The organism is Ralstonia sp. 22111 (genome assembly GCF_052045895.1).
Classification (GTDB): Bacteria; Pseudomonadota; Gammaproteobacteria; order Burkholderiales; family Burkholderiaceae; genus Ralstonia; species Ralstonia wenshanensis.
The window spans coordinates 717966-743570 of the sequence record NZ_JBQEPR010000001.1 but is presented as its reverse complement, the minus strand read 5'-3'; the positions used below and the strand labels follow the sequence as shown (position 1 = coordinate 743570).

Here is a 25605-nt window from a genome sequence, read left to right as displayed (position 1 = left end):
CCGTTCGGAGCCCACCATGCCCCATGTTCCCAAACTGGTGATCCTCGACCGCGATGGCGTCATCAACCGCGACAGCGACCAGTTCATCAAGTCGCCAGACGAATGGATTGCCCTCGACGGTAGCCTGGAAGCCATTGCCGAGCTCAACCAGGCCGGCTACCAGGTGGTGGTGGCAACCAACCAGTCGGGCATCGGGCGCGGCCTGTTCGAGGCCGCCGCGCTCAACGCCATGCACGAGAAGATGTACAAGGCGCTCGCCACCTACGGCGGGCGCGTCGATGCCGTCTTCTTCTGCCCGCACACCGCCGCCGATGCGTGCGAGTGCCGCAAGCCCAAGTCCGGCATGCTTCGCGAGATCGCTCGCCGGTTCGACATGGACCTCACGGGCGTGCCGGTGGTCGGTGACTCGCTGCGTGACCTGCAAGCCGGCGTCGAAGTCGGCGCCGCTCCTCACCTCGTACTGACCGGCAAGGGCGCCAAGACCCGCGATGCCGGAGACCTGCCCCCGGGCACCCAGATTCATGAGGACCTGCGTGCGTTTGCGCGTGCGCTGCTGTCCCCTGCGCCCCAGGGCACGCCCACACGCGCCCCTTGAATTCGCCCCCAATGCGCCCCCGATGACTTTTATCCGTTCGCTGCTGTACCTGGTCTTCTTGATCGTCTGGACACCGATTTACGCGGTGGCCTGCTTCATCGTCTTTCCGTTCATGAACCCGCACCGCCGTTTCTGGATGGTGTCCGGCTGGACGAAGTCCGCCATCTGGATGGCGCGCGGGCTGCTCGGCATCCGCTGGCAATACCAGGGCTGGGAGAACATCGAGGAAGCCGTCGCCACCAACAAGCAGGTGGTGCTGCTTTCCAAGCATCAGTCGGCGTGGGAAACCATGGCCTATGTTGCGACCATGCCGCGCCCGCTGTGCTACGTGTTCAAGCGCGAGCTGCTGTATGTGCCGTTCTTCGGATGGGCACTCGGCATGCTCAAGATGGTGCACATCAACCGCAAGGACGGCGCCAATGCGTTCGCTTCCGTCGCGCGCCAGGGTAAGGAGCGCCTTGCCGATGGCGCATGGGTGATCATGTTTCCCGAAGGCACGCGCACACGCTCCGGCGACCCGAAGCCGCGCTACAAGAGCGGCGGTGCGCGCTTTGCCGTGGATACCGGCGCATGGGTCATCCCCATCGCGCACAACTCCGGCCGCGTGTGGCCGCGCAATTCGTTCTTGAAGCACCCGGGCTTGATCACGCTGTCGGTCGGGCCAGCCATATCGAGCGCCGGCAAGACCAGCGATGAACTCAACCGCGAAGTCGAAGCGTGGATCGAAGCAGAAATGCGTAGAATCGACGCCGATAGCTACCGCGAGCACGCATGAAACTGCTGCGCCCACCGACTTCGCCCACCACCGCCGACAGCGTCCAGCTCGAGCTGCCGCTGCTCGCGCCCGAAGCCCCGTCGCCATCGCAGTCGCCAGACGCATCCCTCCTCGCACCGCCCGCACTCGACTTTTCCACCGCACCGCTCGGCCCCAATCAGCGCCGCCTGACGCTGGGCGAGCGTGCGCTGATCTATAACCTCAAGCGTTCGTCGCGGCGCACCATCGGCTTTGTCATCGATGATCGCGGCTTGTCGATCACGGCACCGCGCTGGGTCACACTCGCCGAGATCGAACACGCCATCGCCGAAAAGCAGAAGTGGATCTTCGCCAAGCTGGCCGAATGGCGCGCGAACGCCGCACGCCGCATGCTGCCGCCCATGGAGTGGCAGGACGGCGCTGGGCTGCCCTTCCTCGGCAAAACGATCACGCTCAAGCTGGAGTCGCCGATCGGCGCGTTGATGTTCGATGCCGACACCAGCATGCTGCACCTGGGCCTGCCGCCCAGCACCACCGAGCAGCAGATCAAGGACCGCGTACAAGGCTGGCTGCAGACGCAGGCGCGACGCCTCTTCGGCGAACGACTTGAGGTGTATGCCGAGCGCCTGGGTGTGCGGCACAGCGCGTATGCGTTGTCTTCAGCTGCGACGCGGTGGGGAAGCTGCACCGCCGACGGCAAGATCCGTCTGAACTGGCGCCTGGTGCATTTCCCGCTGAGCTTGATCGACTACGTGGTTGCGCATGAGCTCGCGCACCTCAAGGAAATGAACCACAGCCCGCGCTTCTGGGATACGGTGGAGTCGATCTTTCCTGAGTTTCGTGAGGCCCGGGAGCAACTGCGCTCGCATCCGCCGGAATACTTGCCGGCGTTCTGATTCGCCTCGCCCACGCCGCAACGGCGTGTGAGGGATGCGGCTGCATAAAAATCCTCGCCTGCAGGCTCCGCCACACCCTCCTACAATATGGCCTTCCGCAGTCCCCCAGGAAGGAAATCTCATGCGAATGCTCCACACCATGCTGCGCGTCGGCGACATGCAGCGATCGATCGACTTCTACACCAAGGTGCTCGGCATGCAGCTGCTGCGCACCAGTGATAACCCGGAATACAAATACTCCCTCGCGTTCGTCGGCTACGGCCCGGAGGCCGGTAACACGGTCATCGAGCTGACCTACAACTACGGCGTCAGCGAATACGATCTGGGCTCGGCGTTCGGCCACCTGGCAATCGAGGTCGACAATGCCGCGCAAGCCTGCGACCAGATCCGCAACGCGGGCGGCAAGGTCACGCGCGAAGCCGGCCCGGTCAAGGGCGGCAGCACCATCATCGCGTTTGTGGAAGATCCGGACGGCTACAAGATCGAGCTGATCCAGGCGCGCTCGATGCCCGATGGCAACCGCCACTGACGCCATCCGCCGGCCGCTGGACGGCACCGCCATCGGCCTGATGGTGGTGTTGTGCATGTGCTGGGGCTTTCAGCAGGTCGCCATCAAGGTGGCTGCGCATGACGTGGGCCCCGTCATGCAAGCCGGCGTGCGCTCGGCCATCGCGTCGGTCCTGGTATTCGCATTTGCGCTGTGGCGCGGCACGTGCCTCTCGTTGCGTGACGGCACGCTGGCCGGCGGCCTGATGGCCGGTGTGCTCTTCGGCGTCGAGTTCCTGTGCATCTTCATCGGTCTGGGCTACACGACTGCCTCGCGCATGGCGGTGTTCCTCTACACCGCACCAATCTTCACCGCGCTCGGCCTGCACTTCTTTGTCCCGGGCGAGCACCTGCGCCCGCGCCAGTGGACCGGCATCGGCATTGCGTTTGGGGGGATCGTGCTGGCGTTTGCCGACGGCGTCCTGCACCCGGCAGCCGGGCCATCAACCTCATTGGGTGACGCGCTGGGCGTGGCAGCAGGCGCGTTATGGGGCGCGACGACCATCGTCGTGCGCGCAAGCAAGCTCTCCGAAGCCCCGGCGGCGAAGACGCTGCTGTACCAATTGGCTGTTTCCGCCGTGTTGCTGCTGTTGATGGCCGCCGGCACCGGGCAGGTCTTTACCGCGAACCTCACGCCCACGGCGCTGGCGAGCCTCGCTTACCAGTCTGTGCTGATCGCATTCGCCAGTTACCTGACGTGGTTCTGGCTACTGCGCCGCTACCTGGCGTCGCGGCTATCAGTGTTCTCGTTCCTGACGCCGCTGTTTGGCGTGGCGTTTGGTGTGCTGCTGTTGCACGAACCGGTGGGCCTGCGGTTTGCGCTGGCCGCGGCGCTCGTGCTGTCGGGCATCCTGCTCGTCAATCTTCGCTAAGCTCGGAAACGCTGCCGGCGATTCGGTTGGCCGGCAGCGCGTTCGCCACCGCCACGAAGTCTTCCACCGGCACTTCTTCCGCGCGACGGCCCAGGTCAAAGCCAAGCGCTTCGAAATCGATCACGTCGCGCAGCGCGCCCAGCGTGTTGCGCAACACCTTGCGCCGCTGCGAAAACGCCATCGTCACCACCGTGCCTAGCGCGCGCATATCGACCGGCGCATACGGCGATTTATCGGCCGGCCAGGGAATCATCCGCACCACCGCCGAATCCACCTTGGGCGGCGGGTTGAACGAACCCGGCGGCACATCCAGCACCAGCTCCATGTAGTACCGCACCTGCAGCATCACCGAAAGCCGGCTGAACGCCTTGCTACCCGGCGCGGCCACCATGCGGTCGACCACCTCTTTCTGCAGCATGAAATGCTGATCGCGCACGCGGTCGGCAAACGTGGCCAGATGGAACAGCAGCGGGCTCGAGATGTTGTACGGCAGGTTGCCGACGATGCGCAGCGGCCGGCCCGCCTCCACCAGCGATCCGAAATCAAACGCGAGTGCATCACCTGCATGCACGATCAGCCGATCGCCGAAACGCTTCTGCAAGCGCGCAACCAGATCGCGGTCCAGCTCGACCACCTGCAGCGTGCGCACACGCTCCATGAGCGGCACGGTGAGTGCGCCCAGGCCCGGGCCGATTTCGACGAGCACATCGTCGGGCTTGGGATCGATGGCGGCAACGATGGCGTGGATCACGCCGTCATCGACCAGGAAGTTCTGGCCGAAGCGCTTGCGGGCCTGGTGCCCCTGGTGAACGCCGGTCGTGGATCGTGCCATTGCGAACTCGAAATCGAAAAGGTGAAGAAACTCAGGAACGCGCCGTGTGCCGCGCCATGGCGATGGCGGTATCGATCGCCTCAATCATGCTGCCGAACTCGGCGCGGCCCGTGCCTGCCAAGTCCAGCGCCGTGCCGTGGTCTACCGACGTGCGCACGAACGGCAGGCCCAGCGTGATGTTCACGCCGTGCCCAAAGGTGCCGTACTTGAGCGGCGCCAAGCCTTGGTCGTGGTACATCGCCAGCACGCAATCGGCGTCAGCCAGAAGGCGCGGCTGGAACAGCGTATCGGCAGGATACGGACCGCGCGCGTCGATTCCGCGCGCACGCGCACGCGCGATGGCCGGCTCGATCACCTCGATCTCTTCGCGGCCGAGGTGGCCTGATTCACCCGCATGCGGATTCAACCCCGTGACGAGGATGCGCGGTGCGGCCAAGCCGAAGCGCGTATGCAGATCACGCTGCACGATGTCCAGCGTTTCATCAAGCACCGTGGGCGTGATGGCGTCCGGCACCTCGCGCAGCGGCAAGTGTGTCGTCGCCAGTGCCACACGCAGCATTGCGTTATCGTGCGCCGGCTGCGGGCCAGCGAGCATCATCACCACGCGCGGCGTGTGGCTGCGCTCCGCCAGGTATTCGGTATGGCCGGTAAACGGCACCCCTGCGTCGTTGATCGTGCTCTTCTGCACCGGCGCCGTGACAATCGCGTCGTAGCGGACGCCGTCCACCGTGCCAATCTGGGAGCCGTCGATGGCGGCATCGAGCAGGTTCAGCACATAGCGGCCGTTGGCGGCATCGAGCACGCCAGCGCGCACCGGCGCACCCAGCGGGCGCTCCACAATGGTCAGCGCCGTGGACGCAACGCGCCAGAAATCGCCCTGCCCGATCGCGTCAGCGCGCGTCTGCAGCAATGCCGCATCGCCAATCACATGCCACTGCACATCGGCGTAACGCGGCGAGGCCTGCCGCGCCAGGTGCAGCAACGCAGCCACGGTGATGTCGGGACCGATACCGGCGGGCTCGCCGGTGGTGATGGCAATGTTCAACATGCAGCGCTTTCCTGCGATGGTTTTCCGGTCGATCTAGAAACGCCACGGCCGCCCGCAGGCGGCCGTGAGCGATGCGGATATCCGTAGCTTACTGCTGGCGGTTCACGCGGTATTCCACGTGCGCTGAGTCGCGCAGCTCACGCAGCCAATCCTCATAGGCGGCCTGCACCTTCTTCTCGCGGATCACCGAGCGTGCGTAGTCGCGCTCGCGGTCTCCCGACACTTCTGCCTCGCGGCGGCCTTCCACCTGGATCAGGTGCACACCGAACTGGCTCTGCACCGGCTGCGACACCTCACCCGGCTTGAGCTGGTTCATCGCCTGCTCGAACTCCGGCACCAGCTGGCCCGGCGACACCCAGCCCAGCTCGCCACCTGCACCGGCCGAACCGTCCTGCGAATACCGGCGCGCCGCATCGCCAAAGTCATAGCCGTGGACGATGCGGTCACGCAGGCCTGCCAACTGGCGGCGCGCGTCGTCCGCAGACATCGTCGGACCGGTCTTGATCAGGATGTGGCGCACTTGCGTCTGCTGCACCTTGGCGGCAATTGCGGTGCTCGGTGCGCGCTTCTCCAACAGCTTGATCACGTGATAGCCGGCCGGGCTTTCGACCACTTGGCTCGCCACTTGGCCCGCCTTCATGTCGACCACGGCGTTGGCAAACACAGCCGGCAGGCGACCGATCGGACGCAGCCCAAGCTCGCCGCCTTGCGATGCATCCTGCGCACCCGAATTGTCACGCGCGAGCTTGGCGAAATCCGCGCCGCCCTGCGCCTGCTTGAGCAGGCTTTCGGCCTTGGTGCGCGCTGCAGCCTTCTCCGCATCCGTGGCGCCTTCCGCGACCGGCACGAGAATCTGCGCGACGTTGTATTGCTGCTCGCCAGCCAGGGCCGTTCCGCCGCCCTGCTGCGCCAGATAGTTGTCGATCTCGCCGTCGTAGACCTGCACCTTGGAGTCGACCTCGCGCTCGCGCAGGCGCGCCAACAGGATTTCCTGACGCAGGTCGTCGCGGTACTTGTCGTACGTCATGCCGGCATCCTTCAGCTTGCTCTTGAGCTGCGGCACGGACAGGTTGTTGCGCTGGGCCACGCTTTCCACGGCACGATCCACATCGGCGTCGGACACGCGGATGCCGCTTTCCTTGGCGCTCTGCGCCTGCACGCGCTCCAGGATCAGTTGCTCAAGCACTTCACCGAGCATATCGGCGCGCGGCGGCAGCGGACGGTTCTGTGCGCGGAACGTGCGCTCCACCAGATCCGCGCGGTTCAGCAGTTCGCGACGCGTGATGACGTCGGTGTTGACCACGGCCACCACTTCGTCGACCAGTTGGCTGCGCGGCGCACCCGGAACCGTCGGCTCGGGCAGCGTGCCCTGCAGCAGCGGCTGGCTTGGCGACGAGCCCGGGTTGGCGAAGATGCCGCGCACCGGTGCACTCTTCTTTGCCGATTGCGCCTGCTGCGCGTGGACGGCTGGCGACAGCGTGGTCCCCGCCATCAGCGCGACCAGCACGCCGGTAGCAACCCGCAAGCGGCCCAGAGGAGCCACACGCGTGGCGAAAGCGGTCGATTGGAAAGCCATGATGTCGTTATTCATATTGATCCAGCACGGACGGCGTGATCGGCTGCGCGGTCACCGGCTGGTAGCCGGGCACGTTCAGACGAATCACGTCGATCGGATTGTTCCCCACCTTCGACAAACCCTTGAATTCGATCTGGGCAAAGATATGCGTCGTATAGCCCGAAACCGCATTGCTGTAGCGCTGTACCGCCAGTCGGCCGACCCAGCAGTCCGCCACATACTCGAGGCCAAGCAGCATATCCGACGGCTTGCGCGCATCCAGGTCGTAACCGATGCGGCCCAGACCGTACAGGCGCCGTGTGATCGGCCACTGCGTTGAGATATCGGCCTGTTCCAGAGGCAGTTGGCCGGTATTGGCATCTTGCCGGTAATAGCGGTAGCCCAGGTTGATCACCTTGTTGGCTTCCGGCTTCCAGCTGAACGCGACCGTCGAGCGCATGATGCGGTCGATGTCCTGATTGTACTGAAGGTTCGTATCGAAAAAGATGCCGCGGAACATCTGGATCGTGGTCGCGCCCAGAAGGTCCGAATAGCGGCGCACCGACGTCGGCGCCGCCCCCGCCAGCGTCACGCGCTGTCCTTCAAAATCGATGCGTTGCGCGATCGTGGCCCGCAAGCGCTCAATGCCTGACTCCGCCTCAATGAAGCGCGTGGTCACGCCCGCCGTCAGTTTGTTGTTGTCGGCAATGCGGTCATAGCCGGTGTACGGGTTCTCCGTAAAGATCTGGCCGAGGTTGTAGTCCGACTGACCGGTATCGAACAACGGAATCTGCGACTGATCGCGATACGGCGTGTACACATAGAACACGCGCGGCTCCAGCGTCTGGATGTAGTTGACGCCAAACAGCTTGGTGACCAGCGGCGCATCGCGCTCAAAGGTCATGCCCGAATCGAGCGAGAACGTGGGCAGCGTGCGATTGATCTGCGTGTCCTGCGTATCGCCTGCGGGACGATCCAGGCGGTATGCGGTGGTGTTCAGAATGAACTTCGGCGTGACGTACCAGCCCGGACGGATGATCGGGTAGCTGATCGTCGGCTGCATGAACAGCCGCTCGCCCTGGACAGTATTGGCCGTTGGGATCGAGAACCGGGTGTAATCGGTCAGGAAATTAACGTCAAAGCCGCCAAGGTCGTACTTGTTATAGGTCAGGCTCAGCTGCGGCAGTCGCTCATACGGTGCTGCCAGTGGCGTTGTGGCGGTCGACAGCGTCTGGAACTTCTGCACACGCGCCGTCGCAACCCAGTCGCCGAACGAGTAAATCACCCCGCCTTCCTGGGTGTACTGACGCTGCGTCGCCGTGACGATGCTGCGGCCCAGGTCATCCGGGTAGGTGTTATCGGAGACCTTGTTGTAGTTGATGTAGCCGGTCAGGCCAGGCGCCAGGCGCTGGGTGTGCAATGCCGAAATCGACCAACGATTGCGACCCGCCTCACGATCATCGGGCAGGAATTCGCCGCGCAGGACGCCGTTGTACGACGTACCGAGATAACGGTACTCGGCGCCAAGCTGCAGGCCACGCTGGCTCAGCAGACGCGGGTACAACGTCAGATCACGGTTCGGCGCGATGTTGAAGTAGTACGGCAGCGTGATGTCTGTCCCGCTGCGGCTGTTGTAGCCGAACACCGGGGCGAGGAAGCCGCTGCGCCGGTCGTCATTGAGCGGGAAGTCCATGATCGGCGCGGCAAACACCGGCACGCCGAAGAAGTGCAGCACGCCGTTGCGGCCAGTGCCGACCTGGCGGTCGCTGTCGATGTCGATGCGGCTTGCGCTGAAGTACCAGTCGACGTTGTCAGGCGAGCACGTAGTGTACGTACCGCGCGTGATGCGGCTGTTGTCCTTGTCGATGAAATCGATGCGGTCTGCGGTGCCGTGCCCGCCGGTCGTGTGGAACTCGTACGTGGGCGTGCTGATGGTGCCTTCGTTGGCCGTGACCTTGAGCTTGGCGTCCGGGCCGGTGACGAGCGTGCCGCCCTTGAACAGGCGCACGTTGCCGGTGGCGGTGGCAACGTCGGTGTCCTGGTTGTAGTCGAGCGTGTCGCCCTTGAGCACCGAACCGTTGCGGCGCAGTTCGCCATGGCCGCGCAGGTGGATGTCTTCGTTGGTGCGGCCGTCCATCTTGTCGGCCGCGGTAAATGTGGGGACGGTGTTGTCCGGGCGCTGGACAGGCTCGGCCATCTTGGGCACCAGCGGGCTGCCGCCGGGCGTGGTCGGGCCGGACGTGGCCAAGGCTGTAACCGACGAGGCCGGGGTGACAGCAGGCGCCGTCGCTTGCGTGGTGTCCGCGCTCTGCGCCGCGGACGTCGCTGTCCAGACACCGGCCACCGCAAATACCAGCGGGCGCAATGCCAGCGTGCCACGCCGGTTGGCGGGCCGCTGATCGGGCGCGGCAACAGCAGCGCGCTGCCGGTTTTTCCTGGCTCGGTTCGGTTCGGTCATGCAGATCGGGAACAGGGCCGCGCGCGCAACGGCACGCACAGGCACAAAATCAGTCAGTACTGCGATCAATCCCGCCGCCGGACGCGGCCTGGACAGGGCCGGCGCTCGCTCGCGGCGAAACTCGGTCGGGTATTATACGGGGCTTCCTTCCAGCCTCATTCCAGCATTCTCTCAGCATGGCTTCGACCCCTGGCGCCGCAGCAGGCGCAACCGACGCACGCCTTGACCAACTGCGCGACTGGCTCGGCACATTGCCCGCCGCCCACGGCTTGCGCATCGACACGCTGCAACCCGCTTCGGCCGATGCCAGCTTCCGCCGCTATTTCCGCCTGGACAGCGCAGTCAGTGGCAAACCCGGCACGCTGGTCGTCATGGACGCCCCGCCGCCGCAGGAAGATTGCCGCCCGTTTGTCCACGTGGCGGGCCTGCTGAATGAGGCCGGCGTGCATGCACCTCAGGTGCTGGAGCAGGATCTCGCGCAGGGCTTCCTGCTGCTAACCGATCTGGGCCCGCAAACGTATCTGCAATCGCTGCGCGAGCGCAATTTCGACCTCGCCTACGCCAACACGCTGTTCCGCCCGGCCATCCATACCCTGGTGCGCTGGCAATTGGCCTCACGCGAGGGGGAGCTTCCCCCGTATGACGAAGTGCTGCTGCGCCGCGAGCTGTCGCTGTTTCCCGACTGGTATGTCGAGCGCCACCTGCAACGCCCGCTGGACGCCGCGCAGCGCGAATCGCTCGACAAGGTGTTCAAGCTGCTGGTCGCCAGCGCCTTGGCCCAGCCGCGCGTGTACGTCCACCGTGACTACATGCCGCGCAACCTGATGATCAACGCGGCCGACCCGTCGCAGCCGGGCGTGCTGGACTTCCAGGATGCCGTCTACGGCCCGATCACCTACGACGCCGCCTCGCTGCTGCGCGACGCCTTCCTGTCGTGGGACGAAGAGCAGGAGCTCGATTGGGCCGTGCGCTACTGGGAAGCGGCCCGCGCCGCCAAGCTGCCCGTGGACGACGACTTCGGCGAGTTCTACCGCGCGCTCGAATGGATGGGCGCGCAACGCCATCTGAAGGTAGCCGGCATCTTCGCGCGCCTGCGCTACCGCGACGGCAAGACCGGCTACGTAGAAGACACTCCGCGCTTCATCGCCTACCTGCGCCGTGTATGCAGCCGCTACAACGCGCTGGCGCCGCTGGCCCGCCTGCTCGATCAACTCGAAGATCGCGCGCAGCAGATCGGCTATACGTTCTGATGGCCTCCTCCCGCGCCGTCGAGTTTCGCGCCGGCATGCTGGCACTCGCGCCCATGTTGCTGGGTGTGGTGCCGTTCGGCCTGATCTACGGCGTGCTGGCCACGTCCGCCGGCATGCCCGCGTGGCTTGCCGTGGTGATGAGCGCCATCGTTTTCGGTGGCGCCTCGCAGATGATCCTCGTGCAGTTGTGGGCCGGTGGCGCGCCCGCGCTGGTGATTGCGGCGACAGTCTCGATGGTGAATCTGCGGCATGCGCTGTATTCGGCCAGCATCGCGCCGGCGCTCGCGCATCTGCCACGCCGCTGGAAATGGCTGATCGCCTATCTGCTGACCGACGAGGCGTTCGCCGCCATGAACCGCCGCGTTGTCACCGCGCAGCCTGGCAGCGAGGAAGCCGCTTACCGCCACTGGTACTTCCTTGGCGCTGGCGTGGCGCTGTGGTCGAGCTGGCAGGCGTCGACGATCGTCGGCGTGGTGCTGGGCGCGCAGGTGCCGACCTCGTGGCCGCTTGATTTCTTCCTGCCGCTCACGTTCATCGCCATCGTGGTGCCGGCGCTGCGCACGCGTGCCCAGCTGGCCGCTGCCGTGACCGGCGCCGCGCTGGCCGTGGCCTGGACGGGCTGGCCGCACAAGCTGGGGCTGATGAGCGCGGCATGTGTGGGCATCGCCGTCGGCGCGCTGGTTGAGCGCTTGCTCGCCCGACCGTCCGACAAGGGGGCCACCGCATGAAAGCCCTCATCCTCTTAGGCGTGTTACTGATTTCCGGCGCGGCCACCTACCTGATCCGCCTATCGTTCATCGCGCTGGAAGGGCGCATGACCCTGCCGATGTGGTTCCGCAGCGCCCTGCCCTACGTGCCGGCCGCGATGTTGACCGCGCTGATCGCGCCCGATCTGCTGATGCGCGACGGCGCGCTCGCGGTGTCGGTCGACAACCCGCGCCTGCTTGCCGGCCTCGTCGCCATCGTCATCGCACGGGTGACGAAGAGCGCGATGTGGACCATCGTCGGCGGCATGGCTGTGCTGCTGATTCTCATGAAGGTGATGGCTTGAATTCGACGACGCGCGCCATGATTTTTGCAGCGGGCCGTGGCGACCGCATGCGTCCGCTGACCGACCACACGCCCAAGCCCCTGCTCAACGTGGGCGGCAAACCACTGATCGTCTGGCAGATCGAGCGCCTGGCTGCAGCCGGCGTGCGCGACATTGTCATCAACCACGCGTGGCTCGGCGTGCAGATCGAAGCCGCGCTCGGAGATGGCAGCGCGTGGGGCGTGCGCCTCGCGTATTCACCGGAAGGGCAAGCGCTGGAAACGGCAGGCGGCGTCGCCCAGGCGATGCCGCTGCTGCATGCCGGCGATGGGCACAGCGTATTCATTGCTGTCAGCGGCGATGTGTTCTGCGATTACGACTACACCGTGCTATGCGACCGTGCGCCCGCAATGGCGGCGCAAGCGGCACCCAGCATGCATTTGGTGATGGTGCCCAATCCGCCCTATCACCTGCGCGGCGATTTCGCCCTGGATGACCAAGGCACACTCCACGCCGAAGGCCCCGAGCGTCTCACGTTCGGCAACATCGGCTTGTACGACACGCGCCTGTTTGCCGGCATCGCGCCCGGTACGCGGCTGGCGATGACGCCGCTGTACCACCAGGCCATCGCCGAAGGCCGCGCCACCGGCGAGCGCTTCGACGGGCGCTGGGAAAACGTCGGGACGCCAGCGCAACTGGCCGCGCTCGACGCGGAAGTCGCGTCGCGCTAAGCACTTACGCCATCGCGGCGCTCAGCGATTCCGCCGTCATCGGGCGGCCCAACAAGTAGCCCTGCAGCGAGTGACAACCGAGCCGCGTCAGAAACGCCTGCTGCTCGGCCGTCTCCACACCTTCTGCGACGATGCGCAGGTTCAGCGTCTGGCCCAGCGCCACGATCGCCGAGACGATGGCCGCGTCTTCCGTGTCGTGCGCCAGGTCGCGCACAAAGCCACGATCAATTTTCAGCTCGCTGGCAGGCAAGCGCTTGAGATACAGCAGACTCGAATAGCCGGTGCCGAAATCGTCGATCGAAATCCGCACACCCATCGCATCGAGCTGCTGCAGGATCTGCAGACTCGCATCGACGTCGCGCATGGCGGTCGATTCCGTAATCTCCAGCGTCAGGCTGCGCGGGTCCAGCGCATGGCGCGCGAGCGTGTCGCGCACGGTGTCGATGAGCGCGACATGGCCAAACTGCAACGCAGAGAGATTCACGGCGACGGTCCAGCCGGTGCGCCCCTCGCGGTGCCATTGCGCCATCTGGCGGCAGGCTTCGTCCAGCACCCATGCGCCCAGCGGCACGATCAGCCCGGTCTTCTCGGCCAGCGGGATGAACTCGTCGGCGGGCACCAGGCCGCGCTGCGGATGCTGCCAGCGCACCAGCGCCTCCACGCCCATGATCGGCCCGTTGGGCGCGTTGAACTTGGGCTGGTAATGCAGCACGAGTTCGTGCCGCTCGACCGCGCGGCGCAGGTCCTGCACGAGCTGCAACTGCTGATGCACGTCGGCGTTCATCGACGGCTCGAAGAAACTGTAGGCGTTCCGGCCCAGGCCCTTCGCGTGGTACATCGCCGCATCGGCATTGGTCAGGAGATCGTGCTGGTTGCCGCCGTCGCCCGGATAGATCGCAATGCCGATGCTGGTGGAAACACGCAACTCGTGACCGCCCGCCATGAAGGGCTCGCGCACCACTTCCAGCAGCGCTCCGGCCAGGGTGCCAGCGTCTTCCGGATCGTCCACATAGGCGAGCACGACGAATTCGTCGCCGCCCACGCGCGCGACGGTGTCCTGCTGCCGCACCCGCGCGCCGATGCGCTGCGCCACATCGATCAGCAACAGATCGCCCACGTGGTGGCCATAGACATCGTTGACGGACTTGAAGCCATCCAGGTCCATGAACATGAGCGCGAAGCGGCGCTTCTCGCGTTCAGCCGTGCGGATCGCCTGGGTCAGGCGGTCTTCCAGCAGCACGCGGTTGGAAAGCTTGGTCAGGTTGTCGTGCAGCGCAAGGTAGGCCAGCTCCTTGTTGGCCGCGGCCAGCGAGTTCGCCAGCAAGGCGGTGCGCGCTTCCATGCGCAAGTCGAGCACCGAGATGATGAGCGCGATGGCCAGCACCGCCAGCGTCACGATGATGATGACCAGCGCCAGCCATTCGGCACTCGCCCCGGTGTGCGCAGCGCCGCACACACTGCCGAATGGAAACGCGGCCGCCGACATGCCCATGTAGTGCATGCCGACGATGGCCACGCCCATCACCACCGCCGAACCGGCACGCAGTGCACGAACGCGCCGCGCCTGCCGCCGCAGGCGGAACGCGATCCACAGCGCCACGCCCGAGGCCAGCACCGCAATCACGATCGACAGCGCAAACCTCGCGGGGTTGTATTGAATGCCGGGGTTCATGCGCAGCGCGGCCATGCCGGTGTAGTGCATGCCCGCGACACCCGCGCCCATGAGCAGCGCACCGCCCGCTAGGCGCGGCCAAGGCAATTCACGCCGGCTCACCAGCCACAACGCAAACATCGACGCCCCAATGCCGATAGCGAGCGAGGTCAGCGTGATGCCAACGTCATATCCAACGGGGATCGGCAGGTTCAGCGCCAGCATGCCGACAAAGTGCATCGACCAGATACCCAGCCCCATTGCCGATGCACCGCCGATGAGCCACCACGACGCTGCGCGGCCTTGCGCCGTGACGACACGTCCTGCCATATCCAGCGCCGTATATGACGCCAGGATGGCCACGAAGAGGGAAAGCAGGACAAGAAGAGGGTTGTAACTGCTGGCGAGCATCGGTTCTCCTGGGCAGGCCGATCCAATGCGGCCAGTCCACTGCAGGCGGAGGTCGCAACCGGGATGCAAAACAGGTCAGTATTAACGGCGGCGGCCGCCCGAGACTTTAGGAGAGGCCGTCCGCAGCGCACAAGTCTCCTTTCGGGTGTGGCAATGCCCCTCCTCCGAATGCCCGCCGGGCGCGGCGTTACAATCGACGCATCCTTTCTGCTGCCGGAAAACACGCTATGTCCGCCACCGAACTCGCTTTCCTCCAGACCTATCGCCAGCGCCGGGAGCGCGTCGTGCAGTGGCTGCGCGCGGCATCGGGTGGCAATGGCGGCGTCGCCATCGTGCCGACCGCACCCGAAGCGATGCGCAACCGCGACAGCGACTACCCCTACCGGCACGACAGCTACTTCTATTACCTGACCGGCTTTACCGAGCCCGAAGCGGTGCTTGCCATCGTGGTCCCCGCTGGCAGCGCCCCCGCGCGCAGCGTGCTGTTCTGCCGCCCCAAGCATGAAGAGCGCGAAATCTGGGACGGCTTCCGCTTCGGCCCCGAAGCCGCCAAGGAAGCCTTCGGCCTGGATGAGGCGCACTCGGTGGAAGAGATCGACGCAACGCTGCCCAAGCTGCTCGCCAACGCTGCGGCCGTCGCTTATCCGCTGGCTGAAAGCGGCATGTTCGACCGCCGCATGCGCCGCTGGCTCGACGCGGTGCGCATGCAAGGCCGCGCAGGTGTGTCGTCGCCACACCAGGCGCTGGACGTGCGCGCCATCCTCGACGAGCTGCGCCTGTTCAAAGACCCGAGCGAGCTCGACATCATGCGTCGTGCCGGCCGCATCTCCGCGGGAGCGCATGTGCGCGCCATGCAGGCTTCACGTGCCGGCCTGCGTGAATATCATCTCGAAGCCGAGTTGCTCTACGAATTCCGCCGCCACGGTGCGCAAAGCGTCGCCTACAACTCCATCGTTGCCACTGGCCCCAACGCTTGCGTGCTGCACTACCGCGCCGGCGACGCCGAACTGCGCGACGGCGATCTCTGCCTGATCGACGCCGGCTGCGAGCTGGACGGCTACGCATCGGACATCACGCGCACGTTCCCGGTGAACGGCCGCTTCACGGGCCCGCAACGCGAGCTGTATGCGCTTGTGGTTGCCGCGCAGGAAGCCGCCCTGGCCGAAACGCGCCCGGGCGTGCCGTATAACGTGCCGCACGATGCCGCCACGCGCGTGCTGGCGCAAGGCATGCTCGACACCGGCCTGCTTGACCGCAACACGGTCGGCACGCTTGACGACGTGATCGCCGGTGGCCAATACCGCCAGTTCTACATGCACCGCACTGGCCACTGGCTCGGTATGGACGTGCACGACGTGGGCGAATACCGCACACCCGGCACCGCCGCGCCTGCAGAAGGCGAACGCCCGTGGCGCCCGCTGGAAGCCGGCATGGTGCTGACCGTCGAACCCGGCATCTACGTGCGCCCCGCGCCCGGCGTGCCGGAACAGTACTGGCACATCGGCATCCGCATTGAAGACGACGCCATCGTCACGCCCGAAGGCTGCGAAATCATCACGCGCGACGTGCCCGTGGCCCCGGACGAAATCGAACTGGTGATGCGGAGCCAGGCATGACCGACAGCATCACAGCAAGCAGCGCGGTGCCGGATTTCGACGTCGCCATCGTCGGCGCCGGGCCCGTCGGGCTGGCGCTGGCCAACTGGTTGCTGCGCGACACCGACTGGCGCATCGCCCTGTTCGATGCGCGCGATGCTGAAGCCGCCGCGCGAGACCCGCGCTCGTTGGCGCTCTCGCATGGCTCGCGCGTGCTGCTGCAGGAGATTGGCGGGTGGCCCAAGCGCGCCACGCCCATTACGCACATCCACGTCTCGCAACGCGGCCACTTCGGGCAAGCGCATATCCGCCATGAAGACTACGACGTCCCGGCGCTCGGCCACGTCGTGCAATACGGCGACCTGAGCGCCGCGCTCAACGCCGCACTTGGCACGCAGATCGAGCGCCACCCAAACCGCCTCACCCGCTACGACCACACGCCCGTGGAGCGCGTCGAACAACTGCCGCGTGCAGACGGCACCGTCGCCCCGGCACGCGTGCGGGCGCTACGCGAAGGGCGTCATCCGCTGGCCATCGAACCCGAAGTCGTCATCCAGGCCGAAGGCGGCTTGTTCGACGACGCACGCAAGCAGCAAGGCGGTATCGGCCACGCACGGCGCCGCGATTACGGCCAGACCGCCATCGTTGCGCACGTGCGCTGCAGCGCGCCGCTGGAAGGCTGGGCGTGGGAGCGCTTCACACCCGAAGGCCCACTCGCATTGCTGCCGCAGGATGACGCGCAAGGCCCTGGCTACGCGCTCGTCTGGTGCTGCGCGCCCGACGAAGCACGCCGACGCGCAGCGTTGCCCGACGACGCCTTTCTCGTTGAACTGGGCGCTGCCTTTGGCGAGCGCATGGGCCGCTTCACGCACGCCAGCCCGCGCCACACATTCGCGCTCGGGCTGCACGCGCAGCGCATTCCGGTCGACCGCCGCGTGGCGGCAATTGGCAATGCTGCGCAGACGATCCACCCCGTGGCGGGCCAAGGCTTCAACCTTGGCCTGCGCGATGCGTTCGAAATGGCGCGTGCGCTTCGGGATGGGGCAACGGCAGCCACGCTCGCCCGTTTCGCGCGCGAACGCGCGTTCGACCGCGCTGTCACTATCGGCCTGACCGATTTGCTGCCGCGCGCGTTTGCCGTGCCGGGCCGGCCGTTTGGCCACCTGCGCGGCGCCGCGCTTACGCTGCTGGAATGCCTGCCGCCGCTCAAGCACGGGCTGGCACGGCAGATGATGTTCGGGCAGCGGGGCTAGCGCGTGGCGACTCCCGAGGTCAGCACTGCGGCCGATCGCCAGCAGATCACCGTGGTGGGCGCCGGCATTGTCGGCACGGCATGCGCGCTGCAGCTGCAGGGGGAGGGCCACCAGGTCACGCTGCTCGATCAGGCTGGCATTGGTGAAGGCTGCTCGTTCGGCAACGCCGGCTGCTTGAGCGTGGCGTCGGTCGTGCCGATGGCGCTGCCGGGCATGCTCAAGCAGGTGCCCAAATGGCTGGCCGATCCGATGGGTCCGCTGACGGTGCGTTGGCCCTATCTGCCGCGCGCGTTGCCCTGGCTGCTGCAATGGGTGCTCGCAGGCAACGAGGCGCAAGCCCGCGCGACTGCGCAGCCGCTGGCGAGTCTTTTCAGCGCGACGTTCCCCGGTTATCGAAACCTGCTCGACGCCGCGCAATACGACGGCCTGATCCGCCAGAGTGGCCACCTGTATGTGTGGCGCACGCTGGCGCGTTCGTCGGGCGATGTGCTGGCGCAGTCCATTCGCGATGCCACGGGCGTGCGCTCGCAAGCCCTGAGCGCCGGTGAAGCGCGCGAACTCGAGCCCGCACTGGCCGCCGACATCCAATCTGGTCTGCTGCTGCCGGACAACGGCTTCACGATCAACCCGGAACGGCTCGTCAAGACGCTGGCAGCCAATTTCATGGCGGCTGGCGGCACCTTCCTGCGCCGCAAGGTGCTGGACGTGGAATTCGGCCGAAGCGACTACGGCGGCCCGACGCGGCTGCACACCGATTGCGGCACGCTGCCTGTGTCGAAGCTTGTGTTGTGCGCAGGCGCATGGTCGATGCGGCTGGGGGCTAAGCTCACCAGCATCCGCATTCCGCTCGACACCGAACGCGGCTATCACGCCACGCTGGCCGCCCCCACCGTGCAGCCTTCGCGGCCGATCATGGATTGCGAGCGCAAGTTCATCGCCACGCCCATGGAAGGCGGCTTGCGCATTGCCGGCACCGTGGAGATCGGCGGGTTGGACGCGGCGCCCGATTACCGCCGCGCCCGCATCCTCATGCAGCAGGGCCAGCAGCTCTTTCCGGGCCTCAGATTCTCGGATGACAGCCAATGGATGGGCCATCGACCCTCCCTGCCCGACAGCCTGCCCGTGATCGACCGTTCGGAGCGCTACCGCAACGTGTTCTTCGCGTTCGGGCATGGCCACCTGGGTATGACGGGCGCGCCGGGCACCGCCCGACTCATCGCCGATCTGGTCAGCGAGCGCAAATCCTTCATCGACGCCCACGCCTACGGCCTGCAACGGTTCCGCTAGCACCAGCCAAGGCAAGAACCCGGCCGCCGACCGCACTGCCGCATAGTTTGTGCACAACATTTAGGCAATCCGGCGGTTTGGCGGTAAAATCCCGTCCTCGCATTTTTCACTCCCGTCGCTCCGCCCGATCGTCGTTCGACTCTGGGCGGAAGGGGTGATTTTTCGTTTCTTTCAGCCGCGTCTTTCTCGTCAGCCTTGCAGATCGGACCGCATACCCTCCGCAACAACCTGTTCGTCGCGCCCATGGCGGGTGTGACGGACCGCCCGTTCCGCCAGCTGTGCAAACGGCTGGGCGCGGGCTATGCGGTGTCGGAAATGGTCGCGTCCAACGCGCAATTGTGGAAAAGCGAGAAGACGATGCGGCGCGCCAACCACACGGGCGAGGTCGAGCCGATCGCCGTGCAGATCGCCGGCGCCGAGCCGATGATGATGGCCGAAGCCGCGCGCTACAACGTCGATCGCGGCGCGCAGATCATCGACATCAACATGGGCTGCCCGGCCAAGAAGGTGTGCAACGTAGCCGCCGGTTCTGCGCTGCTGCAGAACGAGCCGCTGGTCCAGCGCATTGTCGAGGCGGTGGTGGGTGCGGTGGGCGATCGTGTGCCGGTGACGCTTAAAATCCGCACCGGTTGGGACCGCGAACACCGCAACGCATTGAGCGTGGCGCGCATTGCACAGGACGCCGGCATCAGCATGCTGACCGTGCACGGTCGCACGCGCGCCGATCTGTATCACGGTGATGCTGAATACGACACCATCGCCGCGGTCAAGGCGTCGGTGGGCATTCCGGTGGTCGCCAACGGCGATATCACCACGCCGGCCAAGGCCAAGCACGTGCTTGCCGTGACCGGCGCCGACGCCATCATGATCGGCCGCGCGGCGCAGGGGCGCCCGTGGCTATTCCGCGAGATTTCCCACTTCCTGCAGACCGGCACGCTGCTGCCCGCGCCGGAAGTGGAAGAGATTCGCGGCATCATGAATGCGCATCTGGAAGAGCACTACGCGTTCTATGGCGAATACACCGGCGTGCGCACCGCACGCAAGCACATCGCCTGGTACACGCGCGGGTTGGCGGGGGCCAACCTGTTCCGCCACCGCATGAACACCATCGAAGACACCGCGGCCCAGCTGGCGGCCGTCAACGCGTTCTTCGACGAGCAGCGTGCGCTGTCCGACCGTCTGGTCTACGAAGACCAGACCACCGGTGGCGGCCACCCCACGACGGGCAACAACGACAACAACAAGGAACTGCTTGCCGCATGAGCCGCAACCCGATCGAACGTTGCATCCGCGACAGCCTGGATGCGTATTACCGTGACCTGGACGGCGAGAACCCGTCCAACGTCTACGACATGGTGCTGCAGGCCATTGAACGGCCGCTGCTGGAAACCGTGATGGAATGGGCTTCCAACAACCAGTCGCAGGCGGCCGACTACCTCGGCATCAACCGCAACACGCTGCGCAAGAAGTTGCAGCAGCACGGCCTCATCTGAGGTTGCGGGCCGGCCTTTGAACCGATTTCCTTTCTGACGGCGCCTCCTGCCAGTTCGGCAAACCCAGCGCCACACCCGCCCACCGGCGTTTCCACCATGATCCAGCAAGCCCTGCTTTCCGTTTCCGACAAGACCGGCATCGTCGACTTTGCCCGTGCCCTGCACGAGCGCGGCGTCAAGCTCCTCTCCACCGGCGGCACCGCCAAGCTGCTCGCCGAGTCCGGCCTGCCCGTGACGGAAGTGGCGGACTACACCGGCTTTCCGGAAATGCTCGACGGCCGCGTGAAGACGCTGCACCCGAAGGTGCACGGCGGCATCCTGGCCCGCCGCGACCTGCCCGAGCACATGGCCGCGCTGTCCGAGCACAGCATCCCGACCATCGACCTGCTGGTGGTGAACCTGTACCCGTTCCAGCAGACGGTGGCCAAGGACGAATGCTCGCTGGCCGACGCGATCGAGAACATCGACATCGGCGGCCCGACCATGCTGCGCTCGGCGGCCAAGAACCACCGTGATGTGACGGTCATCGTTGACCCAGCCGACTACGCCACCGTGCTGGCCGAGATGCAGGCCAACAACAATACGGTTGGCTACGAGACCAACTTCATGCTGGCCAAGAAGGTGTTCGCGCACACCGCGCAGTACGACGGTGCGATCACGAATTACCTGACGAGCCTTGGCGCCGACAAGTCGCACAGCACGCGCAGCGCCTATCCGCAAACGCTGAACCTGGCCTTCGACAAGGTGCAGGAAATGCGCTACGGCGAGAACCCGCACCAGTCCGCCGCCTTCTACCGTGACCTGAAGGTCGTGGACGGCGCGCTCGCCAACTACACGCAACTGCAGGGCAAGGAGCTGTCGTACAACAACATCGCCGACGCCGATGCTGCGTGGGAATGCGTGAAGTCGTTCGACCCGGCCAAGGGCGCCGCGTGCGTCATCATCAAGCACGCCAACCCGTGCGGCGTGGCCATCGGCGGCACCGCACAGGAAGCGTATGAGAAGGCCTTCAAGACCGATTCGACCTCGGCCTTCGGTGGCATCATCGCCTTCAACGTGCCGCTGGATGAAGCAGCCGCACAGGTGGTGGCCAAGCAATTCGTGGAAGTGCTGATCGCTCCGGGCTTCTCGGAAGGCGCGCGTGCGGTGTTCGCGGCCAAGCAGAACGTGCGCGTGTTGGAGATCCCCCTTGGCAAGGGCGTGAACGCGTACGACTTCAAGCGCGTCGGTGGCGGTCTGCTGGTGCAGAGCCCGGATGCCAAGAACGTGCAACCGAGCGAGCTGCGCGTGGTGACCAAGCGCCACCCGACGCCGAAGGAAATGGACGACCTGATGTTCGCCTGGCGCGTCGCCAAGTTCGTCAAGTCGAACGCCATCGTGTTCTGCGGCGGCGGCATGACGCTGGGCGTGGGCGCCGGCCAGATGAGCCGTGTCGACTCCGCCCGCATCGCGAGCATCAAGGCGCAGAACGCGGGCCTGACGCTGGCCGGTTCGGCCGTGGCGTCGGATGCGTTCTTCCCGTTCCGCGACGGTCTGGATGTGGTGGTCGATGCAGGCGCCTCGTGCGTGATCCAGCCGGGCGGCTCGGTGCGCGACGATGAAGTGATCGCCGCCGCCGATGAGCGCAACGTGGCAATGATCTTCACGGGCACGCGCCACTTCCGCCACTAAACGGCACGGTCGTTCGACCGATCAGCGGGGCAAGGCGTAGACTGGCGCCTGCCCCGTTTTTCTTTTCTGCTCCGCTCCATTTCATGCGCATCCTCGGCATCGACCCCGGCCTTCGCACCACGGGTTTCGGCGTGCTTGAACGGCACGGCCACAAGCTCGTCTACGTGGCCTCGGGCACGATCAAGAGCAACGGCAATGCCGACCTGCCCAGCCGCCTGAAGACGCTGTACGACGGGGTCTCTGAACTGGTGAGCACCTACCGGCCGGACTGCGCTTCCATCGAAAAGGTGTTCGTCAACGTCAACCCGCAATCGACGCTGCTGCTGGGTCAGGCGCGCGGCGCGGTGATCTGTGGCCTGATGAGCGGCAACCTGCCGGTGTTCGAATACACCGCGCTGCAACTGAAGCAGGCCGTGGTTGGCTACGGCCGCGCCAATAAGGATCAGGTGCAGGCGATGGTCGTACGCTTGCTCAACCTCGAAGGCAAACCCGGCGCGGATGCATCTGACGCGCTGGGCGTGGCCATTTGTCATGCGCACGGCGGCGAGACACTGGCCGCCATGGCCGGGCTGGCGCCGCAGCTTGCGCAAAAAGGCCTGCGCGTGCGGCGCGGGCGCCTCGTCGGCTGACAGGATTCTTAAAGACGGCAGGTAGCTGCACGCACACACGGCGACTACCATGCGGGTATCCGTCTTCAGGAGCCTCCGATGCTGCGCCGTCTCATCCTGCTGAGCCCGTTCGTCTTGAGCGCCTCCCTGGCCTTGTCGGCCTGCCGGCTGGAATACAACCACGGCGGCGGCGGCGGGGGCAACACCACGCCCATCGCCACCGTCCAGGTGATCGGCCATCGCGGTGCGCCTGCGTTGCGGCCCGAGCACACGCTGGCCTCGTACCAGAAGGCCATCGACGATGGCGCCGACATCATCGAGCCCGATCTCGTCTCCACCAAGGACGGCGTGCTCGTTGCGCGCCACGAGAACGAAATCTCCGGCACGACCAACGTGGCCGACGTGGCAGCGTTTGCCGGCCGCAAGACCACCAAGACGATCGACGGCCAGAGTGTCACCGGCTGGTTCACCGAAGACTTCACGCTGGGTGAACTGAAAACGCTGCGCGCACGCGAGCGCATCCCGAGCATCCGCCCCGACAACGTCGCCTACAACGACCAGTTCGACATCCCCACGCTCGACGAGATCATCGCGCTGGCGCGGGACCAATCCGCCAGGCTCGGCCGCAACATCGGCATCTATCCGGAAACGAAACACCCGACGTATTTCCAGTCGATCGGCCTGCTGCTGGAAGACAGGTTGATCGACGGCCTGCGCCGCGACGCCTTTACGGCCAGCCGCACCACGGTCTACATCCAGTCGTTCGAAGTCGCCAACCTCAAGGCGATTCGCAACAAGATCGGCAGCAGCCAACCCAACTGGAAGCTCGTGCAACTGATGGGCACATCCAGCCGGCAGCCCTACGATTTTGTGGTCGCCAAAGACAGCCGCACCTTCGGCGACATGATGACCAGCCAAGGCATGCGCGACATCGCCGCGTATGCCAATGGTGTCGGCCCTGACAAGAGCAGCATCATGGGCCTGGATGCCAACGGCCGACTCACTGACCCGACCGACCTGATCCGCAACGCGCACAACGCCGGGCTGATCGTCCACCCGTACACATTCCGCCCCGAGAACACCTTCTTGCCGCCGTCGCTGCGCAGCGGCGCGGACAACACGCGCAACGTCAACGGCTCGATTACGGAGATCCAAGCCTTCCTGCGCGCGGGCGTCGACGGCTTCTTCACCGATGACCCGGCTGTCGGGCGGCAAGCCGTGTCGACCTTCCAGCGTTAGTTTTCGCGCATCAAACTGTAGCGAGCGGCCGACCCCGGATCGGGTCTCGCAGAAGGTTTGGGCTACACTGCGTCCCGTTTTGGACGAGGAACCCCACCCATGATCGGACGCATCGCCGGGACGCTGATCGAAAAGAACCCGCCGCACCTGCTGGTCGATTGCCACGGCGTCGGCTACGAGATCGACGTGCCGATGAGCACGTTCTACAACCTCCCCGCCACCGGCGAGAAGGTCGTGCTGCTGACGCAGCAGATCGTGCGAGAGGACGCGCACCTGCTCTACGGTTTCGGCACCGCCGCCGAGCGCGAAACCTTTCGCCAGCTCATCAAGATTTCCGGCATCGGCGCGCGCATTGCGCTGGCGGTGCTGTCGGGCATGTCGGTGGCCGAACTCGCGCAGGCCGTCACGCTTCAGGAAGCCGGGCGGCTGACGCGCATCCCGGGGATCGGCAAGAAGACGGCCGAGCGCCTGCTGCTGGAGCTTAAAGGCAAGCTGGGCGCCGACTTGGGTACAGTACCCGGCGGCCCGGCCGTCTCGGACGACGCGGTCGACGTGCTCAACGCCTTGCTGGCGCTGGGGTATTCCGACAAGGAAGCGGCGCTCGCCATCAAGCAAGTGCCGGCCGGTACGGGCGTCTCCGAAGGCATCAAGCTGGCGCTCAAGGCGCTCTCCAAGGGCTGACGCCCGAGGCGCGGCGAAACGGTAGAATGGCCTGCTCGCGCCGTCCCGGCGCCGTCTGCCCGTCATGATCGAAACCGATAAGCTCGCCGCCAAGGCTGTTTCTGCTGAGCGCATCATCTCAGCCTCCCCCGCCTCCCCCAACGAGGAGGCGTTCGAGCGCGCGCTGCGCCCCAAGCTGCTCGACGAATACGTCGGCCAGGAAAAGGTGCGCGGCCAGCTCGACATCTTCATGACCGCAGCCAAGAACCGCAGCGAGGCGCTGGACCACGTGCTGTTGTTCGGGCCGCCGGGCTTGGGCAAGACGACGCTGGCGCACATCATTGCGCGCGAGATGGGTGTCAACCTGCGCCAGACCTCCGGCCCCGTGCTAGAGCGCCCGGGCGACCTGGCCGCACTGCTCACGAACCTCGAAGCCAACGACGTCCTCTTCATCGACGAAATACATCGGCTCTCGCCCGTGGTAGAGGAAATCCTGTACCCGGCGCTCGAGGACTACCAGATCGACATCATGATCGGCGAGGGCCCGGCGGCCCGCTCGGTCAAGCTGGATCTGCAGCCGTTCACGCTCGTGGGCGCCACCACGCGCGCCGGCATGCTGACCAACCCGCTGCGCGACCGCTTCGGCATCGTCGCGCGGCTTGAGTTTTATACGCCTGCCGAACTGGCGAAGATCGTCACGCGTTCATCGGGCCTGCTGAACGCCCACATCGTGGACGAAGGCGCGCTGGAGATTGCCAAGCGCTCGCGCGGCACGCCGCGTATCGCCAACCGCCTGCTGCGCCGCGTGCGCGACTATGCGGAGGTCAAGGCCGATGGCATCATCACCCGCGAAGTGGCCGATGCCGCGCTGGCGATGCTTGATGTGGATGCGGTCGGCTTCGACCTGATGGATCGCAAGCTGCTCGAAGCGATCCTGCACAAGTTCAACGGTGGCCCGGTCGGCATCGACAACCTGGCGGCCGCCATCGGCGAGGAGCGCGACACGATCGAGGACGTGCTTGAGCCCTACCTGATCCAGCAGGGCTACCTGCAACGCACGCCGCGCGGGCGCGTCGCCACCGCATCGGCGTACCAGCATTTCGGGCTGGGCGCCCCCAAGAGCGGCCCAGTTCGTGAACTCTGGGACGACAACGAATAAACCTCCGCCCG

The 25605-nt window shown here is 65.8% G+C and carries 24 protein-coding genes; 19 read left to right on the top strand and 5 right to left on the bottom strand.

Translation table 11 applies throughout. The features are described 5' to 3' along the window. Positions 1-16 precede the first annotated feature (16 nt). From gmhB to ACTJK4_RS03495, 5 genes are all read left to right on the top strand, one after another. On the top strand, positions 17-595 hold the full coding sequence (gene gmhB, locus ACTJK4_RS03515) for a D-glycero-beta-D-manno-heptose 1,7-bisphosphate 7-phosphatase (protein WP_440816046.1): 579 nt from the start codon (positions 17-19) through the stop codon (positions 593-595). 22 nt (positions 596-617) lie between these two features. Beyond that, positions 618-1370 carry a lysophospholipid acyltransferase family protein gene (locus ACTJK4_RS03510; protein ID WP_232041979.1) on the top strand — a complete coding sequence of 251 codons (753 nt, stop codon included), beginning with the start codon at positions 618-620 and terminating at the stop codon, positions 1368-1370. After that, the gene (locus tag ACTJK4_RS03505) at positions 1367-2245 is read left to right on the top strand and encodes a M48 family metallopeptidase (RefSeq protein WP_260803053.1); all 879 of its coding nucleotides are present in this window, start codon (positions 1367-1369) and stop codon (positions 2243-2245) included. Before ACTJK4_RS03510 ends, ACTJK4_RS03505 begins: the two co-directional genes overlap by 4 nt. 121 nt (positions 2246-2366) lie before the next feature. After that, on the top strand, positions 2367-2774 hold the full coding sequence (gloA, locus tag ACTJK4_RS03500) for a lactoylglutathione lyase (protein ID WP_024976612.1): 408 nt from the start codon (positions 2367-2369) through the stop codon (positions 2772-2774). Further along, positions 2758-3663, top strand: a complete 906-nt coding sequence (locus tag ACTJK4_RS03495) for a DMT family transporter (RefSeq protein WP_232041977.1) — start codon at positions 2758-2760, stop codon at positions 3661-3663. The genes gloA and ACTJK4_RS03495 overlap by 17 nt, the downstream gene beginning before the upstream one ends. On the opposite strand, the gene rsmA is transcribed toward ACTJK4_RS03495, so the two are convergent. The 4 genes from rsmA to ACTJK4_RS03475 form a co-directional block, all read right to left on the bottom strand. Then, positions 3650-4495, bottom strand: a complete 846-nt coding sequence (gene rsmA, locus ACTJK4_RS03490; RefSeq protein WP_232041976.1) for a 16S rRNA (adenine(1518)-N(6)/adenine(1519)-N(6))-dimethyltransferase RsmA — start codon at positions 4493-4495, stop codon at positions 3650-3652. The genes ACTJK4_RS03495 and rsmA overlap by 14 nt on opposite strands. A 31-nt stretch (positions 4496-4526) precedes the next feature. Continuing rightward, positions 4527-5543, bottom strand: coding sequence for a 4-hydroxythreonine-4-phosphate dehydrogenase PdxA (gene pdxA / locus ACTJK4_RS03485; protein WP_440816041.1), 1017 nt, complete (start codon positions 5541-5543; stop codon positions 4527-4529). Positions 5544-5631: 88 nt separating this feature from the next. Then, complete coding sequence (locus ACTJK4_RS03480) at positions 5632-7134, bottom strand: peptidylprolyl isomerase (RefSeq protein ID WP_440816038.1); 1503 nt, start codon at positions 7132-7134, stop codon at positions 5632-5634. Next, positions 7127-9556: an LPS-assembly protein LptD gene (locus ACTJK4_RS03475; RefSeq protein WP_440816036.1), complete on the bottom strand. Its 2430-nt coding sequence runs from the start codon at positions 9554-9556 to the stop codon at positions 7127-7129. The genes ACTJK4_RS03480 and ACTJK4_RS03475 overlap by 8 nt, the downstream gene beginning before the upstream one ends. A 176-nt stretch (positions 9557-9732) precedes the next feature. On the opposite strand from ACTJK4_RS03475, the gene ACTJK4_RS03470 reads away from it, so the two are divergent. From ACTJK4_RS03470 to murU, 4 genes are read left to right on the top strand one after another with little or no spacing between them, the layout of a single operon-like run. Beyond that, positions 9733-10806, top strand: a complete 1074-nt coding sequence (locus ACTJK4_RS03470) for an aminoglycoside phosphotransferase family protein (RefSeq protein WP_440816033.1) — start codon at positions 9733-9735, stop codon at positions 10804-10806. After that, positions 10806-11534: an AzlC family ABC transporter permease gene (locus tag ACTJK4_RS03465; RefSeq protein WP_260803059.1), complete on the top strand. Its 729-nt coding sequence runs from the start codon at positions 10806-10808 to the stop codon at positions 11532-11534. Before ACTJK4_RS03470 ends, ACTJK4_RS03465 begins: the two co-directional genes overlap by 1 nt. After that, entirely contained in the window at positions 11531-11857 is a 327-nt protein-coding gene (locus ACTJK4_RS03460; protein ID WP_440816030.1) for an AzlD domain-containing protein, read from the top strand. Before ACTJK4_RS03465 ends, ACTJK4_RS03460 begins: the two co-directional genes overlap by 4 nt. Before the next feature lie 17 nt (positions 11858-11874). Continuing rightward, positions 11875-12567 (top strand): N-acetylmuramate alpha-1-phosphate uridylyltransferase MurU, encoded by a 693-nt coding sequence (murU, locus tag ACTJK4_RS03455; RefSeq protein ID WP_232042968.1) that lies wholly within the window; start codon positions 11875-11877, stop codon positions 12565-12567. A 4-nt stretch (positions 12568-12571) separates the two neighbouring features. Here the strand turns inward: murU and ACTJK4_RS03450 are convergent, their stop codons facing one another. Continuing rightward, positions 12572-14629, bottom strand: coding sequence for a putative bifunctional diguanylate cyclase/phosphodiesterase (locus ACTJK4_RS03450; RefSeq protein WP_440816025.1), 2058 nt, complete (start codon positions 14627-14629; stop codon positions 12572-12574). 227 nt (positions 14630-14856) lie between these two features. On the opposite strand from ACTJK4_RS03450, the gene ACTJK4_RS03445 reads away from it, so the two are divergent. The 10 genes from ACTJK4_RS03445 (at position 14857) to ruvB (ending at position 25594) form a co-directional block, all read left to right on the top strand. After that, on the top strand, positions 14857-16245 hold the full coding sequence (locus ACTJK4_RS03445; protein WP_440475979.1) for an aminopeptidase P N-terminal domain-containing protein: 1389 nt from the start codon (positions 14857-14859) through the stop codon (positions 16243-16245). Continuing rightward, positions 16242-17477 carry a UbiH/UbiF/VisC/COQ6 family ubiquinone biosynthesis hydroxylase gene (locus ACTJK4_RS03440; RefSeq protein WP_440816021.1) on the top strand — a complete coding sequence of 412 codons (1236 nt, stop codon included), beginning with the start codon at positions 16242-16244 and terminating at the stop codon, positions 17475-17477. The genes ACTJK4_RS03445 and ACTJK4_RS03440 overlap by 4 nt, the downstream gene beginning before the upstream one ends. Before the next feature lie 3 nt (positions 17478-17480). Beyond that, on the top strand, positions 17481-18764 hold the full coding sequence (locus ACTJK4_RS03435; RefSeq protein ID WP_440816018.1) for an NAD(P)/FAD-dependent oxidoreductase: 1284 nt from the start codon (positions 17481-17483) through the stop codon (positions 18762-18764). Positions 18765-18959: 195 nt separating this feature from the next. Continuing rightward, positions 18960-20027: a tRNA dihydrouridine synthase DusB gene (dusB, locus tag ACTJK4_RS03430; RefSeq protein WP_440816016.1), complete on the top strand. Its 1068-nt coding sequence runs from the start codon at positions 18960-18962 to the stop codon at positions 20025-20027. Further along, positions 20024-20257, top strand: coding sequence for a Fis family transcriptional regulator (locus ACTJK4_RS03425; RefSeq protein WP_004635563.1), 234 nt, complete (start codon positions 20024-20026; stop codon positions 20255-20257). Before dusB ends, ACTJK4_RS03425 begins: the two co-directional genes overlap by 4 nt. Before the next feature lie 96 nt (positions 20258-20353). Continuing rightward, positions 20354-21928, top strand: a complete 1575-nt coding sequence (gene purH, locus ACTJK4_RS03420; protein WP_232041963.1) for a bifunctional phosphoribosylaminoimidazolecarboxamide formyltransferase/IMP cyclohydrolase — start codon at positions 20354-20356, stop codon at positions 21926-21928. A gap of 83 nt (positions 21929-22011) precedes the next feature. Next, on the top strand, positions 22012-22557 hold the full coding sequence (gene ruvC, locus ACTJK4_RS03415) for a crossover junction endodeoxyribonuclease RuvC (protein WP_316878437.1): 546 nt from the start codon (positions 22012-22014) through the stop codon (positions 22555-22557). A gap of 78 nt (positions 22558-22635) precedes the next feature. Further along, on the top strand, positions 22636-23775 hold the full coding sequence (locus ACTJK4_RS03410) for a glycerophosphodiester phosphodiesterase (protein ID WP_440816013.1): 1140 nt from the start codon (positions 22636-22638) through the stop codon (positions 23773-23775). 99 nt (positions 23776-23874) lie between these two features. Beyond that, positions 23875-24456 carry a Holliday junction branch migration protein RuvA gene (ruvA, locus tag ACTJK4_RS03405; protein ID WP_004635578.1) on the top strand — a complete coding sequence of 194 codons (582 nt, stop codon included), beginning with the start codon at positions 23875-23877 and terminating at the stop codon, positions 24454-24456. 64 nt (positions 24457-24520) lie between these two features. After that, positions 24521-25594: a Holliday junction branch migration DNA helicase RuvB gene (gene ruvB / locus ACTJK4_RS03400; protein WP_232041961.1), complete on the top strand. Its 1074-nt coding sequence runs from the start codon at positions 24521-24523 to the stop codon at positions 25592-25594. The last annotated feature ends 11 nt before the right edge of the window (positions 25595-25605 follow it).

Bases quoted from the DNA above. Each gene is read 5' to 3' on its own strand.
- gmhB (WP_440816046.1), top strand. From the start codon at position 17: ATGCCCCATGTTCCCAAACTGGTGATCCTCGACCGCGATGGCGTCATC.
- ACTJK4_RS03510 (WP_232041979.1), top strand. From the start codon at position 618: ATGACTTTTATCCGTTCGCTGCTGTACCTGGTCTTCTTGATCGTCTGG.
- ACTJK4_RS03505 (WP_260803053.1), top strand. From the start codon at position 1,367: ATGAAACTGCTGCGCCCACCGACTTCGCCCACCACCGCCGACAGCGTC.
- gloA (WP_024976612.1), top strand. From the start codon at position 2,367: ATGCGAATGCTCCACACCATGCTGCGCGTCGGCGACATGCAGCGATCG.
- ACTJK4_RS03495 (WP_232041977.1), top strand. From the start codon at position 2,758: ATGGCAACCGCCACTGACGCCATCCGCCGGCCGCTGGACGGCACCGCC.
- rsmA (WP_232041976.1), bottom strand. From the start codon at position 4,495: ATGGCACGATCCACGACCGGCGTTCACCAGGGGCACCAGGCCCGCAAG.
- pdxA (WP_440816041.1), bottom strand. From the start codon at position 5,543: ATGTTGAACATTGCCATCACCACCGGCGAGCCCGCCGGTATCGGTCCC.
- ACTJK4_RS03480 (WP_440816038.1), bottom strand. From the start codon at position 7,134: ATGAATAACGACATCATGGCTTTCCAATCGACCGCTTTCGCCACGCGT.
- ACTJK4_RS03475 (WP_440816036.1), bottom strand. From the start codon at position 9,556: ATGACCGAACCGAACCGAGCCAGGAAAAACCGGCAGCGCGCTGCTGTT.
- ACTJK4_RS03470 (WP_440816033.1), top strand. From the start codon at position 9,733: ATGGCTTCGACCCCTGGCGCCGCAGCAGGCGCAACCGACGCACGCCTT.
- ACTJK4_RS03465 (WP_260803059.1), top strand. From the start codon at position 10,806: ATGGCCTCCTCCCGCGCCGTCGAGTTTCGCGCCGGCATGCTGGCACTC.
- ACTJK4_RS03460 (WP_440816030.1), top strand. From the start codon at position 11,531: ATGAAAGCCCTCATCCTCTTAGGCGTGTTACTGATTTCCGGCGCGGCC.
- murU (WP_232042968.1), top strand. From the start codon at position 11,875: ATGATTTTTGCAGCGGGCCGTGGCGACCGCATGCGTCCGCTGACCGAC.
- ACTJK4_RS03450 (WP_440816025.1), bottom strand. From the start codon at position 14,629: ATGCTCGCCAGCAGTTACAACCCTCTTCTTGTCCTGCTTTCCCTCTTC.
- ACTJK4_RS03445 (WP_440475979.1), top strand. From the start codon at position 14,857: ATGTCCGCCACCGAACTCGCTTTCCTCCAGACCTATCGCCAGCGCCGG.
- ACTJK4_RS03440 (WP_440816021.1), top strand. From the start codon at position 16,242: ATGACCGACAGCATCACAGCAAGCAGCGCGGTGCCGGATTTCGACGTC.
- ACTJK4_RS03425 (WP_004635563.1), top strand. From the start codon at position 20,024: ATGAGCCGCAACCCGATCGAACGTTGCATCCGCGACAGCCTGGATGCG.
- purH (WP_232041963.1), top strand. From the start codon at position 20,354: ATGATCCAGCAAGCCCTGCTTTCCGTTTCCGACAAGACCGGCATCGTC.
- ruvC (WP_316878437.1), top strand. From the start codon at position 22,012: ATGCGCATCCTCGGCATCGACCCCGGCCTTCGCACCACGGGTTTCGGC.
- ACTJK4_RS03410 (WP_440816013.1), top strand. From the start codon at position 22,636: ATGCTGCGCCGTCTCATCCTGCTGAGCCCGTTCGTCTTGAGCGCCTCC.
- ruvA (WP_004635578.1), top strand. From the start codon at position 23,875: ATGATCGGACGCATCGCCGGGACGCTGATCGAAAAGAACCCGCCGCAC.
- ruvB (WP_232041961.1), top strand. From the start codon at position 24,521: ATGATCGAAACCGATAAGCTCGCCGCCAAGGCTGTTTCTGCTGAGCGC.